General features: G+C 60.7%; 15 protein-coding genes and 3 tRNA genes. 5 read left to right on the forward strand and 13 right to left on the reverse strand.

The window, feature by feature from the left end:
- Window positions 1–3: 3 nt before the first annotated feature.
- The 8 genes from MOV76_RS18555 to MOV76_RS18590 all read right to left on the reverse strand — a co-directional run bounded on the left by MOV76_RS18555 (window position 4) and on the right by MOV76_RS18590 (window position 4760).
- The gene (locus tag MOV76_RS18555) at window positions 4–1170 is read right to left on the reverse strand and encodes an NADH-quinone oxidoreductase subunit E (RefSeq protein WP_130716145.1); all 1167 of its coding nucleotides are present in this window, start codon (window positions 1168–1170) and stop codon (window positions 4–6) included.
- 16 nt (window positions 1171–1186) lie between these two features.
- A complete protein-coding gene (locus tag MOV76_RS18560) occupies window positions 1187–1459 on the reverse strand; it encodes a hypothetical protein (RefSeq protein ID WP_247265050.1) in 273 nt (90 codons plus the stop codon).
- Window positions 1459–2649, reverse strand: a complete 1191-nt coding sequence (locus MOV76_RS18565) for an NADH-quinone oxidoreductase subunit D (protein ID WP_018241591.1) — start codon at window positions 2647–2649, stop codon at window positions 1459–1461. Before MOV76_RS18565 ends, MOV76_RS18560 begins: the two co-directional genes overlap by 1 nt.
- A 65-nt stretch (window positions 2650–2714) precedes the next feature.
- Window positions 2715–3317, reverse strand: coding sequence for an NADH-quinone oxidoreductase subunit C (locus MOV76_RS18570; protein ID WP_247265051.1), 603 nt, complete (start codon window positions 3315–3317; stop codon window positions 2715–2717).
- An 18-nt stretch (window positions 3318–3335) separates the two neighbouring features.
- Window positions 3336–3920, reverse strand: a complete 585-nt coding sequence (locus MOV76_RS18575) for an NADH-quinone oxidoreductase subunit B family protein (protein WP_003547368.1) — start codon at window positions 3918–3920, stop codon at window positions 3336–3338.
- The gene (locus MOV76_RS18580) at window positions 3911–4276 is read right to left on the reverse strand and encodes an NADH-quinone oxidoreductase subunit A (protein WP_010055493.1); all 366 of its coding nucleotides are present in this window, start codon (window positions 4274–4276) and stop codon (window positions 3911–3913) included. Before MOV76_RS18580 ends, MOV76_RS18575 begins: the two co-directional genes overlap by 10 nt.
- Window positions 4277–4522: 246 nt before the next feature.
- Window positions 4523–4599: transfer RNA gene (locus MOV76_RS18585), tRNA-Asp, on the reverse strand.
- 84 nt (window positions 4600–4683) lie between these two features.
- Window positions 4684–4760: transfer RNA gene (locus MOV76_RS18590), tRNA-Asp, on the reverse strand.
- 403 nt (window positions 4761–5163) lie between these two features.
- Between MOV76_RS18590 and MOV76_RS18595 the strand changes: the two genes are divergently transcribed.
- The 3 genes from MOV76_RS18595 to MOV76_RS40115 all read left to right on the forward strand — a co-directional run bounded on the left by MOV76_RS18595 (window position 5164) and on the right by MOV76_RS40115 (window position 6357).
- Window positions 5164–5239: transfer RNA gene (locus tag MOV76_RS18595), tRNA-Val, on the forward strand.
- Window positions 5240–5340: 101 nt separating this feature from the next.
- On the forward strand, window positions 5341–5739 hold the full coding sequence (locus MOV76_RS18600) for a hypothetical protein (RefSeq protein WP_028733659.1): 399 nt from the start codon (window positions 5341–5343) through the stop codon (window positions 5737–5739).
- Between the two features lie 405 nt (window positions 5740–6144).
- Entirely contained in the window at window positions 6145–6357 is a 213-nt protein-coding gene (locus MOV76_RS40115; protein ID WP_018447536.1) for a hypothetical protein, read from the forward strand.
- Window positions 6358–6468: 111 nt separating this feature from the next.
- Here the strand turns inward: MOV76_RS40115 and MOV76_RS18605 are convergent, their stop codons facing one another.
- Complete coding sequence (locus tag MOV76_RS18605) at window positions 6469–7017, reverse strand: glutathione peroxidase (RefSeq protein ID WP_018241587.1); 549 nt, start codon at window positions 7015–7017, stop codon at window positions 6469–6471.
- A 131-nt stretch (window positions 7018–7148) separates the two neighbouring features.
- Window positions 7149–7502, reverse strand: coding sequence for a hypothetical protein (locus MOV76_RS18610; RefSeq protein ID WP_018241586.1), 354 nt, complete (start codon window positions 7500–7502; stop codon window positions 7149–7151).
- Window positions 7503–7667: 165 nt separating this feature from the next.
- Here MOV76_RS18610 and MOV76_RS18615 point away from each other — a divergent pair, with 165 nt between their 5' ends.
- Complete coding sequence (locus MOV76_RS18615) at window positions 7668–8273, forward strand: class I SAM-dependent methyltransferase (RefSeq protein WP_065276271.1); 606 nt, start codon at window positions 7668–7670, stop codon at window positions 8271–8273.
- A gap of 5 nt (window positions 8274–8278) precedes the next feature.
- On the opposite strand, the gene MOV76_RS18620 is transcribed toward MOV76_RS18615, so the two are convergent.
- Entirely contained in the window at window positions 8279–8680 is a 402-nt protein-coding gene (locus MOV76_RS18620; protein WP_018516857.1) for a cupin domain-containing protein, read from the reverse strand.
- Between the two features lie 242 nt (window positions 8681–8922).
- Between MOV76_RS18620 and MOV76_RS18625 the strand changes: the two genes are divergently transcribed.
- The gene (locus MOV76_RS18625; protein WP_130652184.1) at window positions 8923–9909 is read left to right on the forward strand and encodes an aldo/keto reductase; all 987 of its coding nucleotides are present in this window, start codon (window positions 8923–8925) and stop codon (window positions 9907–9909) included.
- Window positions 9910–9994: 85 nt separating this feature from the next.
- On the opposite strand, the gene MOV76_RS18630 is transcribed toward MOV76_RS18625, so the two are convergent.
- Together MOV76_RS18630 and MOV76_RS18635 are read right to left on the reverse strand one after the other, a co-directional pair.
- Window positions 9995–12205, reverse strand: coding sequence for an esterase-like activity of phytase family protein (locus MOV76_RS18630; protein WP_247265052.1), 2211 nt, complete (start codon window positions 12203–12205; stop codon window positions 9995–9997).
- Window positions 12206–12288: 83 nt separating this feature from the next.
- Window positions 12289–12926: DMT family transporter (locus tag MOV76_RS18635; RefSeq protein ID WP_247265053.1), on the reverse strand; the 638-nt coding region annotated here is incomplete at its 5' end.

Below are 12926 nucleotides of genomic sequence, written 5' to 3' on the forward strand. Positions count from 1 at the left end.
CTCTTACCGCGGCTTCTTGCCGAAGACCTTGATATATTCCGCTTCCCCGCCCTTGGCGAGCGCCTTGGCCTGCTTGACCCAGTCATCGCGCTCGATGCGGCCGCGGAAGTTCAGGTAGCCGTCGACCCATTCGCGTTCGGCCTTCTTCCAGCCTGCGACCTGCGCAAAGGTGAAGATGCCGATTTCGTTCAACGTCGCCTCGATTTTCGGGCCGACACCCGAGATCATCTTCAGATCATCCGGTGCGGCAGGCTTTTCGACGCCGGCCGGACGGTTCTTGTCGGTCAGAGCAGGCTTTGCCGCAGGGGCAGCTTCAGCCTTGACGGCAGCTTTCGGCGCCGGTTCGGCGGCCGCAGTGCCTGATATCGGCTGCTGCTCGGCAGCCTTTGCGTTTTTCGCAGCCGCCTTCGGCGCCGTTGCCGGCGTCTTCAGGGCAGCATTGGTCTCGGCGTCGGTGCTCTTCGGGCGCGCGGCCTCGGAGGGCGGAACCGGCGCGGCGTCGACTGGAGCCGACACGGTTTCGGCATTGGCCTTCTTGGCGCGCGTCCTTGCCTTCGGCTCTTCCGTCGTCAGCGAGGTCAGGCCGCCTTCAGGCGCCGAAAACACGCGGTCGATCTGGGTGCCGGGCTTGATGCTGGCGCCATTGCCGGCGGCAAAGACGTCGATGATCTCTTCGAGACGCTCGGGCGTCAGGTCCTCATAGGTGTCCTTGCCGATCATCACCATCGGGGCGTTGACACAGGCCCCGAGACATTCGACCTCTTCCCAGGACAACGTTCCTTCGGCGTTACGCTCGAAGGCATGGGCATGGATCTTGCTCTTGCAGACCGACATCAGCGCTTCCGAGCCGCGCAGCATGCAGGGCGTCGTGCCGCAGACCTGGACATGGGCGCGCGTTCCCACAGGGTGCAGCTGGAACTGCGTATAGAAGGTCGCGACCTCGAGCACTCTTATATAGGCCATGTCGAGCATGTCGGCGATCTTTTCGATCGCCGCGCGCGTGACCCAGCCGTCCTGCTCCTGCGCCCGCATCAACAGCGGAATGACCGCCGATTGCTGGCGGCCGGCGGGGTATTTCTGGATCGTCTTGTCCGCCCAGACCGCATTCTCATCGCTGAAGGCGAATGCGGCAGGCTGGAATTGATCTTCGGCTAATCGACGAACGGACATTCTTCCTCACGCCTTGTCAGTTTAGGGTTCCACACCGCGAAGCGGTCAAAGACTGCATTTCGCAGGCATAGGCCGACTGGTCTTTTTGCATAAACACTACGAATTTGCTGCCGTTCTGAATGGCAGCCTTGATCTGATAGCCCTTGGACAAAAGCTCGCCCATGGACGATTGCTGCGCCGGCGGCGTCTCTTCCTTACGGCCCAGCGGCGTGCCGAGGCTATCGGACTCCTGAGCCGAAACCCCGGATGCCGAAAGAAGGATTACGACGGCCAGCGGCAGAAGCTGCATCAGCGGTCCACCTCACCGAAGACGATGTCGAGCGAGCCGAGGACGGCCGCGACGTCGGCAAGCTGGTGGCCGCGGCACATGAAATCCATGGCCTGCAGATGGGCGTAGCCCGGGGCGCGGATCTTGCAGCGATAGGGCTTGTTGGTGCCGTCGGAGACCAGATAGACGCCGAACTCGCCCTTCGGCGCCTCGACGGCGGCGTAAACCTCGCCGGCCGGCACGTGGTAGCCTTCGGTATAGAGTTTGAAGTGGTGGATCAGCGCTTCCATCGAACGCTTCATCTCGCCGCGCTTCGGCGGCACGACCTTGCCGTCAATCGACGAGAAAGGACCGGTCTTCGCATCCGAGAGCAGCCGGTTGACGCATTGCTTCATGATGCGAACCGACTCGCGCATCTCGATCATGCGGATCAGATAGCGGTCGTAGTTGTCGCCATTCTTGCCGATCGGAATGTCGAATTCGAGATCGGAATAACATTCATACGGCTGGGCGCGACGCAGATCCCAAGCCGCACCCGAACCGCGCACCATGACGCCGGAGAAGCCCCAGGCCCAGCATTCCTCCAGCGAGACGACGCCGATATCGACGTTGCGCTGCTTGAAGATACGGTTGCCGGTCAACAGGTTGTCGATGTCGTCGAGCGCCTTCAGGAACGGGTCGCACCAGTTGCCGATATCCTGCACGAGCTGTTCGGGCAGATCCTGGTGGACGCCACCCGGACGGAAATAGGCGGCGTGCATGCGTGAGCCGCTGGCGCGCTCGTAGAACACCATCAGCTTTTCGCGCTCTTCGAAGCCCCAGAGCGGCGGCGTCAGCGCGCCGACGTCCATGGCCTGCGTCGTGACGTTCAGAAGGTGCGAGAGGATACGACCGATTTCCGAATAGAGAACGCGGATCAGCTGGCCGCGAATCGGGATCTCAATGCCGAGCAGCTTTTCGACGGCCATCGCATAGGCATGCTCCTGGTTCATCGGCGCGACGTAGTCGAGACGATCGAAATAGGGCACGGCCTGAAGATAGGTCTTTGTCTCGATCAGCTTCTCGGTGCCGCGATGCAAAAGGCCGATATGCGGATCGACACGCTCCACAATTTCGCCGTCAAGCTCCAGGACAAGACGAAGAACGCCATGCGCCGCCGGATGCTGCGGTCCGAAGTTGATGTTGAAGTTGCGGACGTTATGTTCTGTCATGGCGATGGGCTCGCGTTCTCAGATAACCAGTGAATGGCGGGCTAAGCCCACCAGCCGCCTTGAATTTATTGCTTCGCCTTTTCGTCGCCGGGCAGCACATACTCCGTGCCTTCCCAAGGCGACATAAAGTCGAAGTTGCGGAATTCCTGCTTCAGCTCGACCGGCTCGTAGACGACGCGCTTTGCGGCGTCGTCGTAACGCACTTCGACGAAGCCGGTGGTCGGGAAGTCCTTGCGCAGCGGATGGCCTTCGAAGCCATAGTCGGTCAGGATGCGGCGCAGGTCCGGATGGCCGGTGAAGAGCACGCCATACATGTCCCAGGTCTCGCGCTCGAACCAGTCGGCACCTGGATAGACGGGGCAGGCCGACGGAACCGGCGTATCCTCGTCGGTCGGGACCTTGACGCGGATGCGCAGGTTCTTCTTCGGCGACAACAGGTGGTAGACGACGTCGAAACGCAACTCGCGCTGCGGCCAGTCGACCCCGCAAATATCGATCAGGTTGACGAAACCGCATTTGGCGTCGTCGCGCAGGAAGGTCAGAAGAGCGACCAGGTTTTCACCCGTCGTCGTCAGCGTCAGCTCGCCATACTTCATCTGCGATGCGGCGATCAGGTTGGCGCGCGCTTCGCCAAGGTAGGACGCAAGCTCAGTCAGGGCTTCACTCATATGCCTTGTCCTTAACCCTTAGCGTTCGATCGTGCCGGTACGCCGGATCTTCTTCTGCAGCAGAAGCACGCCATAAAGCAGCGCCTCTGCCGTGGGGGGACAGCCCGGCACGTAGATGTCGATCGGCACGATGCGGTCGCAACCGCGCACCACCGAATAGGAATAGTGATAATAGCCGCCGCCATTGGCGCAGGAGCCCATCGAGATGACATAACGCGGCTCGGGCATCTGGTCATAGACCTTACGCAGCGCCGGCGCCATCTTGTTGGTCAGCGTGCCGGCGACGATCATCACGTCGGACTGGCGCGGCGAGGCGCGCGGCGCAAAACCAAAGCGCTCGACGTCGTAACGCGGCATCGACAGCTGCATCATTTCGACGGCGCAGCAGGCAAGGCCGAAGGTCATCCACATCAGCGAGCCGGTGCGGGCCCAGTTGATCAGCTCGTCGGTGGAGGTGACGAGAAAACCCTTGTCGGCGAGCTCGTTGTTGATCTCACCGAAAAATGGGTCGTTGCTGCCGATCGGCTTGCCGGTCGAAGGATCGATGATCCCTTTTGGCTGCTGTGCGACGAGCGGCTGATTGCTCACAGGGGCTACTCCCATTCCAGGGCTCCCTTCTTCCATTCATAGATAAAGCCGATGGTCAGCACGAGAAGGAAGACCATCATGGACCAGAAGCCGAACCAGCCGATGGCGCCGAAGGAAACGGCCCAGGGGAAGAGGAAGGCGACTTCGAGGTCGAAGATGATGAAGAGGATCGACACGAGGTAGAAGCGGATGTCGAACTTCATGCGGGCGTCGTCGAAAGCGTTGAAGCCGCATTCGTAAGCCGAGAGCTTTTCCGAATCTGGCGCTTTGAAAGCCACGGCGAACGGCGCGATGAGCAGCGCCAGACCGATCACGAGCGCAATAGCAATGAAGATAGCGATTGGAATATAAGAACTGAGTAGTTCAGTCATCATGTTCATCCCTGCTTGCCGGAGACGCCAGGTGGCGCATTTGGGCAAATGCCCGGCAAGCGAACGTGCGTTGCAACAAGCCGTGGTTAGCGCAGCCGAAGCCCCGGCGCAAGACTTTTACAGAAGCAATTCGACGAGTAGCCGAGGGACACTATCAAGCACATGCAATGATGTCGCGACAAATCCGCGCAAGCCGCTTCAGCGCGCATGCCGGACCACTGGAAACTGCATAGCTTTCAAGAGAAATGGCGCGAGTGACGGGGCTCGAACCCGCGACCTCCGGCGTGACAGGCCGGCACTCTAACCGACTGAGCTACACCCGCGCATTGATCGGCCATTTTGCGGCCGCGAGGAAGAAGAGAACCGGACAAACGACAAATCGCATTTGCGTTTTACAAGACTTGAAATGGCGCGAGTGACGGGGCTCGAACCCGCGACCTCCGGCGTGACAGGCCGGCACTCTAACCAACTGAGCTACACCCGCAATTCATTTCAAGCAGTCCGGATGCCTTCGCACCCTCTCCAAAACGGCTGCCCGTTTCGATGAGCGGCTAACTACGGGGTTCGCCTTTTAGTGTCAAGCAGGTTTGGAGACAAAACCATGACAGTCCGTGAAATGTTTCTGCGGGTTGGGTGCCAGACGAACAAAAGCCGGCACTTCCGTCTTCCGCAGCGATGCTCAGGCGCAGACGCAGCGCCTTCGAAACGGAGATGCTCGCCGCCCTCCCCTCACTTTTCCACAGCCGAGCCAAACCTAAGCGGCATTGAAGACACGGGGCCACCGCCAAAAAAATCAAAAAATCTTCACAAACACTCTTGCGGTTTTGCCGCGATCCGCATAGATCACGGCCACCAACGCGGCAGGCCGATCCGGCTTCGTTTGCGATGGGCGATTAGCTCAGTTGGTAGAGCGCCTCGTTTACACCGAGGATGTCGGGAGTTCGAGTCTCTCATCGCCCACCATTTTCAATCTTTCCTGCTGCTTGTTCATCGGAATTAGACTCCCGAATTAGCTCGCTAATCCGATCAGGATCTGCGCAAGGTGTTTTGTCAGGAGACACCTCATGAAAACCGTTGCCATCATCTCTACGCTGCTTCTCGCCAGCGTGGCTGCGCCGCCGTGCATTGCCAGAGAGCCAGCGCAAGAGGTGTTCCTGTCTGCCGGGGATCAGGCGATTACAACCTCGGGAGAAACCCCGGCGCGTGAAGCCAGAACATATCTGCTGAGAATGCAGTCAGATCTGCCGATTAATTTTTCGGTCGATGCCGACAATTCAGCCTGCAGCTTGGAAATCAGCAAAGCCAGCCAGCGCGGCGTCTTAAGCACCATCAGCCGATTCCCTGCGTCTTTCAGAGACAGCGGTCAAAGTGGCGATAAATATACGTTTTCGTTTTTCCAAAACCGCGTTTCATTTATGAGCGGCGCCCGGTGCGCCTTCTCATTTTCTCTCACGCAGAAGTGACTGTGGGGTGATGGGCATCCCTCGCCGTTTGGAGGACGCCCATCGTCTGCCATTTCATGCGATTACATCCACGCCGAAAACCCACCCGCTGCCTATCGCTTCGTCACGACTCTCCGTATCCGGTGAACTGGCTGCCGATGCCCCCGTTCGGCGGCACACCACGGTCCGAGTTGTGGGCAGGACTGCGTTCTCGAGGCAGCATGCGGCAAGACGTTCCGGCGCAGCAAGACGTACATCCCGGCAGCTTCAGATGCGCGCCGTCCCGCCAGCGCTCCGCAAAACGGACTACTCCCAACCACCGCGCCACCTCCTATTGGGCGAATGGATAGGGGCCGGCAAAAGTGGGAGAATTCGCCGCCCGGAAAGTCTCCGCGCTTGAAGGTTCATCACGCCTGGAGGTGTGCCATGAGGACCCTGCGCTCCGCATTGATGCTGTGCATCGCGATTGCCCTTGGCACGCCAAGTGCCACATACGTCGCCCTGCCCGGATATGCATTCAAGACGAATCCGACATGCCAGCGCCACGAACCAAAGACGAAATTCGACAAGAGGTGCGACTGGCCGAGGGTGGGCTTCAAGAACTTTACGCCCCCGCTTGTGACCGTGCTTGGGATCTGAGGATCTTGGAACGGCGCCGGATGCGCTTTCTCATTTTCTCCGACTGAGATGTGAGAGCGTGATCGGGGTAGTGAGCATCCCGCTGTCCGGTGGGTGCTCATGGCCCACCATTCATCCCTTCGCCAGTTCTTTATCCACAGCGGAAACCAGCCGCGAATCGTCCGCCGTCACGTCAGGCGCGAAACGGGCGGCGACTTTGCCGTCGCGGCCGATCAGGAATTTCTCGAAGTTCCAGAGGATGTCGTCCTCATCTCCGCCTGTCATGCCATGGGATTTCAGGCGTTCGCGCATCGGGCCGTCACCCGTCGTCGCGACACCCGACTTGGTCAGCTGCCGGTAAAGCGGGTGCTGGGCCTCGCCCTTGACCGAGATCTTCGAGAAGATCGGGAAGGTGACGTCATAGGTGCTGGTGCAGAAATCGAGGATCTCGGCGTCGGTGCCGGGCTCCTGACCCTTGAAGTCGTTGGCGGGGAAAGCTGCGATGACGAAGCCGCGCTCGCGCTTTTCCCCATAGAGCTTTTCCAGCCCCTCATATTGGACGGTCAGCCCGCATTTCGAGGCGACATTGACGACCAAGAGCACCCTGCCCCTGTATTCGTTGAGCGTGGTCTCACGACCATCCACAGTCTTGACCGGGATATCCAGCACGTTGCCCGTCACGGGAACCTCCAATTTCGTAAGGATATGTTTCGCCCAAGCTTACCGATATCGCCGCCGTTGTCATCAGCGTCGGGATCAACTTGGCTTCCACAGGACGCCGGTACGGCTTCCGGCCGCACCGGGCCTTAGCCTCAGGCGGGAGACGTTTCCTTCACGTCGTCGAGCAGGAAGTGCACGACGAGATAATCCGTCTTGTAATGGCGGCCGCTGTCCGACACGGAATCGACGCTGCCGCCGTCCTTCGGGTGCCAGGCGTGGTAGTGGGGATTGGTGGTGATCAGCGTGATGGCCTTGCCATCTCTTTCACCAAGCCGGAAGCGCATCTCGGCGAGCGGCCAGATCCGCTCGTAATCCTGCATGGTGATTCGCGCCTTCAGCGCCTTGCGCTGCAGCGGCGCTTCGCCGGCCTCGGCTGGTGTTTCCAACATCACCTCCTCAGCTCCGCTGATGATGGCGTTGAATTCTTCAGGCCACATGCGTCTCATGAAATCGCTCCTCCCGAGGCTTTTTCGTCAGTTCACAGATGGAACTTAGCGGTTTGTTCGAAAGAAGCAAATTCCCGTCATGCGGTTGTCATCGGTGCCGGCTGCTCCTACCTTGCCGTCAAACCGCATCAGGGCCGTCAGTCGCCCGCAATCCCGAGATCAGAAATGAAGACACGTGAAGAAAGGCAGGCGCTCCGGGCGAGCATGCCGCGCACCCCGCTCAGCGCCCATCATATGGAAAACGCCCGGCTGCTGCCGGATCGCGGCGAATTGCTTTATCGGATCCCGAACGGCGGCATCGGCGTCGAGGTCGGGGCAGCCTTTGGCGAATATACGGCGGAGATCCTGGAAAAGAATCGCCCGGCGCAGCTCTACCTCATCGATCCCTGGTCAATGGATCGCTACAGCTCCGGGCTCGATGCGATCCACACGAATTTCGCGGCCGAGATCGCGGCCGGCCGGCTGCATCTGATGCAAGGCACATCGCTCGACAAGCTTGCCGAATTCGAGGACGATTTCCTCGATTGGGCCTATATCGATACCGACCATTCCTTCGAGCTCACCTGGCAGGAACTCCAGCTCTGCGAAAAGAAGGTGAAGCGGACGGGGCGTATTGCCGGGCATGATTTCTGCACCGGCAATACGGTCAAGCCGATCGTCTATGGCGTCGTCGAGGCGGTCACCAAATTCTGCAAGGATTACGGCTGGCAATTCGAGTTCCTGACGGTCGAATCGCACGCGCATTTTTCCTATTGCCTGAAACGGCTCTGATCAGCTCACATTTTACCGGAATATTGCTCGTCGCTGACCTTTTCCATCCAGTCGACGTGGCTGCCGTCCAGCGCTTCATGGATGGCGATATGCGTCATCGCCGTGTCCGGGGCAGCGCCGTGCCAATGTTTTTCGCCTGGCGCGAACCAGACGGTATCGCCGGGGCGGATCTCGCGGATGTCCTCGCCCCAGCTCTGGGCGAGGCCCTTACCTGATGTCACGATCAGTGTCTGGCCGAGCGGATGCGTATGCCAGGCCGTGCGGGCGCCGGGTTCAAAGGTGACGGAGACCGCCCTCGCCCGTGCCGGCGCCGGCGTTTCCATCAGCGGATCCTGGCGAACGGCGCCGGTGAAATAGTCGGCCGGTGGCTTCGTCGAGGGGCGAGAGCCGGCGGGTTTGATCTCCATGATCTTTCCTTTTCCATTCATTGCGGTTGAAGCCTTATATCGCGACGATATTTCATCGAGGCGACCAATCAAAGCCGGATCGGTAATTGCCGCGGAGTCACCCGCCTGATAGTTCCAGTGGCTTTCATCACCAAAGCGCGTCGCATCGTGCTTGATTCATGCGATGCGCTTTGGCTCTTTGTTTTTATGCATGTCGTTGTCCCCGCACACTTCCGGGCGACATGCAGTAGGGAGGATTTTTCATGAAACACCATGCTTTTGGCCGCATGCCCTTCACCGTCACCAATGTCGGCTTCGGCGCCTGGCAGATCGGCGGCTCCTGGGGCGATATCAGCGAGGCCGACGGACGCGCGGCGCTCAATGCCGCGCTCGATGCCGGCATGACATTCATCGATACGGCTGACGTCTATGGCGACGGGCGCTCGGAAAAGATCATTGCCGACGTGCTGAAGACGCGCGGCGATGTGCGTCCGATGGTCGCTACCAAGGCGGGCCGCCGCCTCAACCCGCATGTCGCGGAAGGCTACACCAAGGCTAATCTCGAAGGCTTCATCGACCGCAGCCTGACGAATCTTGCCGTCGACAGTCTCGACCTCGTGCAGCTCCACTGCCCGCCGCGTGAGGTGCTTTACCAGCCGGAGGTCTTCGAGGACCTGAACGAGCTGCAGAAGGCCGGCAAGATCAAGGGTTACGGCGTCAGCGTCGAAAAGGTGGAGGACGGCCTGAAGGCGATCGAATATCCCGGCGTCGTCAGCATCCAGATCATCTACAACATCTTCCGCCAGCGCCCCGATCACCTGTTCTTCCAGGAAGCACGCCGCAGGAACGTGGCGATCATCGTCCGCGTACCGCTCGCCAGCGGTCTTCTCTCGGGAAAGATCACCCGGGACACACATTTCGCCAGCGACGACCACCGCAATTTCAACCGCAACGGCGAAGCCTTCGATGTCGGCGAGACCTTTGCCGGGGTGCCCTTCGAGGTCGGCCTGCAGGCGGTGGAAGAGGTGCGCAAGCTGGTGCCCGAGGGCGCCACCATGGCCGCCTTCGCGCTCCGCTGGATCCTGATGAGCGACGCCGTCACCGTCGTCATCCCCGGCGCGCGTAACGCCGAGCAGGCCAAGGGCAATGCGGCTGCTGCCAATCTGGCGCCGCTTTCGGCCGATGTCATGGCAGCAACGCGCGAGATTTACGAGCGGCTGATCGCGCCGCATGTGCATCAGCGCTGGTAGGCCGTCCGACATTTCGAAACGAAAATGGCCGGGCGAAAACCCGGCCATTTTCGTGTCATCGATCCGTCAAGGTCAGTTGGTGGGCTCAGTTGGTGCCGACCAGATCAACCGGAAAGAACAGGGTCTCGCCGGAGGAGTCGCTGACGCCGTCATTGTCGGTGACCGCATAGGGCTTGCCCGATGCGTCGAAGGTGAAGCCTTCAAGCTTGTCCAGCACGTAGCCGTTGGTCGCGGTCTTCAGCTCACCGAGGAAGTCGTGGGCTTCGGTCTTCTTGACGACCGGCAGCTCGCCGCCGAGCTTGGCGGGCTTCAGGTCCGATATCGCGACCCTGTAGAGCTTCTTCAGCCTGGCGGCATCACCGACGAGGTTGTCGCGCTCGATGATGTAGACGCTGTCGCCCTGGGCCGAGATTTCCGACAGGCCGACCCAGCCGCTTTCCGTCTTGTCGAGCGGATAGCGCACAGCACCCCATTCCTTCTTCTTCGGATTGTAGGAGACGAGCTTGACGAAGCCCTTCTCGTCATCGCTCCACTCACGCTGGACCGCCATCCACAGCGTCGCATCGTCGCCGGTGCCGACAATGGTCACGCCTTCGAAGCCGTAGCGGATTTCGTTGGCGACGAGCTCCTTCGGCAGGGCGATCTCGGCCTTGATGTCGCCCTTGGCATTGACGTTGTAGAGGGCATGCGGAACCAGACGCTCGCTGTAACCTTCCGAGGCGAGCCAGAAGGAGCCGTCGGCAGCAGCCGCGATGCCTTCGATGTCGAGCTTCTGGGCCGGGGCGCCGTCACGCTTGATGACGAGGGCATCGGTGATGACGGCCGGCTTCTTGCTGGCATCGATCGTGTAGATCGTCGGCTGCGAACCCAGAACGCTGTCGCTGACGGCGTAGAGCATGCCCGGCTTGCCCGGAACGGCTGCGAGACCCGAAAGGGCTGCAAAGCCGATCGGATTGCCGTCCTTCTCGGCGGAGACGATCTGCGGATAGGCCTTTTCGCCTTCCGAGCGCTCGTAGATCATCACATGCGAGCGCGCGCCGCCATCCTTGCCGAGGTCGAGTTCGTTGGCAGTCGCGAGGAGATTGCGCCTAGGGATGGCGATCGCGCCTTCCGGCGAAATGCCGGACGGCAGCAGCTGGACGAGTTCGGGATCGGCGCCGGTATCCTTATAGACGCCGACGACCGAAGCACGCTCGGCGAGCAGGAAGAAATACTGATCGTCCCCGAACTTGGCGGCTTCGAGGCCTTCCGGCTCGACGCCCTTCGATCCTGACCGGCTTTCCGGATAGTGGCCGATATGGGCGACGGCGCGTTCGAAGGATGCGCCCGATTCGTAGAGAAGCTTGCCCGTCTTGTCGAAGATGGTGAAGCCGCGCGAGCCGCCCTGGTAGTCGCCTTCATTGGCGACGACAAGGCGGTTGTCGTCCAGCCACTTCACGGCGTCGGGTTCGCGCAGCACGCCTTTGGCTTCGCCCGAGAATTTCAGGGCGCCGTCACGCTTGGTGTCGATACCGGTGAGATCGACGCTGCCGGCGGAGAAATGCGTCTTCACTTCAGCCGTGTTGGCGTCGATGATGACGATCTCATTGTTTTCCTGCAGCGTCAGAGCAATCTCGTTCAGGCTGTTGAAGGCGACGAATTCCGGCTCCGGATCCTCCGGGGCGACGCCGGCAAGCCCGGTCAGCGCCACGTGCTTGATCGTGCCGCAATCGACGGTGCCGTTCCTGACCTGGAAGACGACGAGGTCGCCAGCCGGCATCTGCGGAATCTTGCCGTCATTGACGTCTTCGTCGCGCTCGTTTTCGATCGCGATGGTGCCGAGTGTCTTATCCTTGTTGAGGGCGATCGAATCCGGCTGGCCGCCGAGATCGCAGCTGTTTTCGATCTTCTTGGTCGCCACGTCGACGATGGCGAGACGGCCCGAGGGCTTCGCCTTGTTTTCGGAAGTGTTGACGGCAACGAGCGCCTTGCCGGCGCTCGAGGTGACCGATGTCGGCTCGCCGTCCATCATCACCGCGCCGCCGGCCTTCGGAGCCTTGGCATCGGTAATGTCGATGAAGCCGATCGCGCCGAGCGGGCTGTCGCTATAGATCAGCGTGTTGCCGTCGTCGGTCGCGGTGATGATTTCGGCGGAGCTCACCGAAAGCTTGTCCTTGTCAGCCGGCAGGTTCTGCGCAACCGGGAAGGAAGCGATGCGATTGAAAACCGGTTCGGCCGCGGCCGGAAAGGCAACGGATGCGAGAAGCACGGCAGCGAGCGCTGCCTTGCGCGATGAAATTGTCATGAAATCCCCCATGTGTCGAACATTCGAAACAGGAGTTTTCTGCGCGAGCGGCATGACAGAGGCATGACAGAGGCGACATTTTGCGCCAGACCACATCAGGCTGGTTTGCGCTCCCGGCGCATCTCGTTTCGCATGATGAAGAGCGAGGCAGACAGGATGAGAGCTGCTCCCAGCCAAAGGTAACCCGCCGGCGCATAGCCAAAGAACAGCCAACCGGCCAGCACGTTCAACGGCAGCTTGAGATCATCGAATGGCTGGACGTAGGCGGCATCGGCTGCGGCATAGGCAAGCGTCAGGAAATACTGCGCTGCGGCGGTCAGCAGCCCCGCCAGCAAGAACAGGGCAAGGGTTGCGCCCGTCGGCACTGCAAAACCTGCCGCAAGCGCCAGCCCGCCGTTTATCGGGGTCAGCAGAACGAGCAGCCAGACGGTGATCGTCTCCGGTCGTTCAATGCCCGTCAGGCTTTTGGTGATCAGCGACGAGGCGCCCCACAGCATCGCCGAGAGCACAGGCAGGAGTGCCGCCCAGCCAAAGCCGTCCGACCATGGCTGCAGGATGATCATCGCTCCGGTGAAACCCGCCGCCGTCGCGGCCCAGCGGGCCGGGCCGACGCGCTCACCGAGGAAAAGCCGGGCACCCAGAATGATGAAGAAGGGCGAGGTCATCACCAGTGCGATCGCCTGCCAGATCGGCACGGCGGCAAGGCCGGCGACCCAGGCCTCGACGCCGAGCG

This window comes from Rhizobium sp. PRIMUS64 (genome assembly GCF_023006465.1).
Classification (GTDB): Bacteria; Pseudomonadota; Alphaproteobacteria; order Rhizobiales; family Rhizobiaceae; genus Rhizobium; species Rhizobium leguminosarum.

Excerpts from the sequence above, each read along its gene's own strand:
- MOV76_RS18555 (WP_130716145.1), bottom strand. The coding sequence starts at position 1,170 with ATGTCCGTTCGTCGATTAGCCGAAGATCAATTCCAGCCTGCCGCATTC.
- MOV76_RS18560 (WP_247265050.1), bottom strand. The coding sequence starts at position 1,459 with ATGCAGCTTCTGCCGCTGGCCGTCGTAATCCTTCTTTCGGCATCCGGG.
- MOV76_RS18565 (WP_018241591.1), bottom strand. The coding sequence starts at position 2,649 with ATGACAGAACATAACGTCCGCAACTTCAACATCAACTTCGGACCGCAG.
- MOV76_RS18570 (WP_247265051.1), bottom strand. The coding sequence starts at position 3,317 with ATGAGTGAAGCCCTGACTGAGCTTGCGTCCTACCTTGGCGAAGCGCGC.
- MOV76_RS18575 (WP_003547368.1), bottom strand. The coding sequence starts at position 3,920 with ATGGGAGTAGCCCCTGTGAGCAATCAGCCGCTCGTCGCACAGCAGCCA.
- MOV76_RS18580 (WP_010055493.1), bottom strand. The coding sequence starts at position 4,276 with ATGACTGAACTACTCAGTTCTTATATTCCAATCGCTATCTTCATTGCT.
- MOV76_RS18600 (WP_028733659.1), top strand. The coding sequence starts at position 5,341 with ATGAAAACCGTTGCCATCATCTCTACGCTGCTTCTCGCCAGCGTGGCT.
- MOV76_RS40115 (WP_018447536.1), top strand. The coding sequence starts at position 6,145 with ATGAGGACCCTGCGCTCCGCATTGATGCTGTGCATCGCGATTGCCCTT.
- MOV76_RS18610 (WP_018241586.1), bottom strand. The coding sequence starts at position 7,502 with ATGAGACGCATGTGGCCTGAAGAATTCAACGCCATCATCAGCGGAGCT.
- MOV76_RS18615 (WP_065276271.1), top strand. The coding sequence starts at position 7,668 with ATGAAGACACGTGAAGAAAGGCAGGCGCTCCGGGCGAGCATGCCGCGC.
- MOV76_RS18620 (WP_018516857.1), bottom strand. The coding sequence starts at position 8,680 with ATGGAGATCAAACCCGCCGGCTCTCGCCCCTCGACGAAGCCACCGGCC.
- MOV76_RS18625 (WP_130652184.1), top strand. The coding sequence starts at position 8,923 with ATGAAACACCATGCTTTTGGCCGCATGCCCTTCACCGTCACCAATGTC.
- MOV76_RS18630 (WP_247265052.1), bottom strand. The coding sequence starts at position 12,205 with ATGGGGGATTTCATGACAATTTCATCGCGCAAGGCAGCGCTCGCTGCC.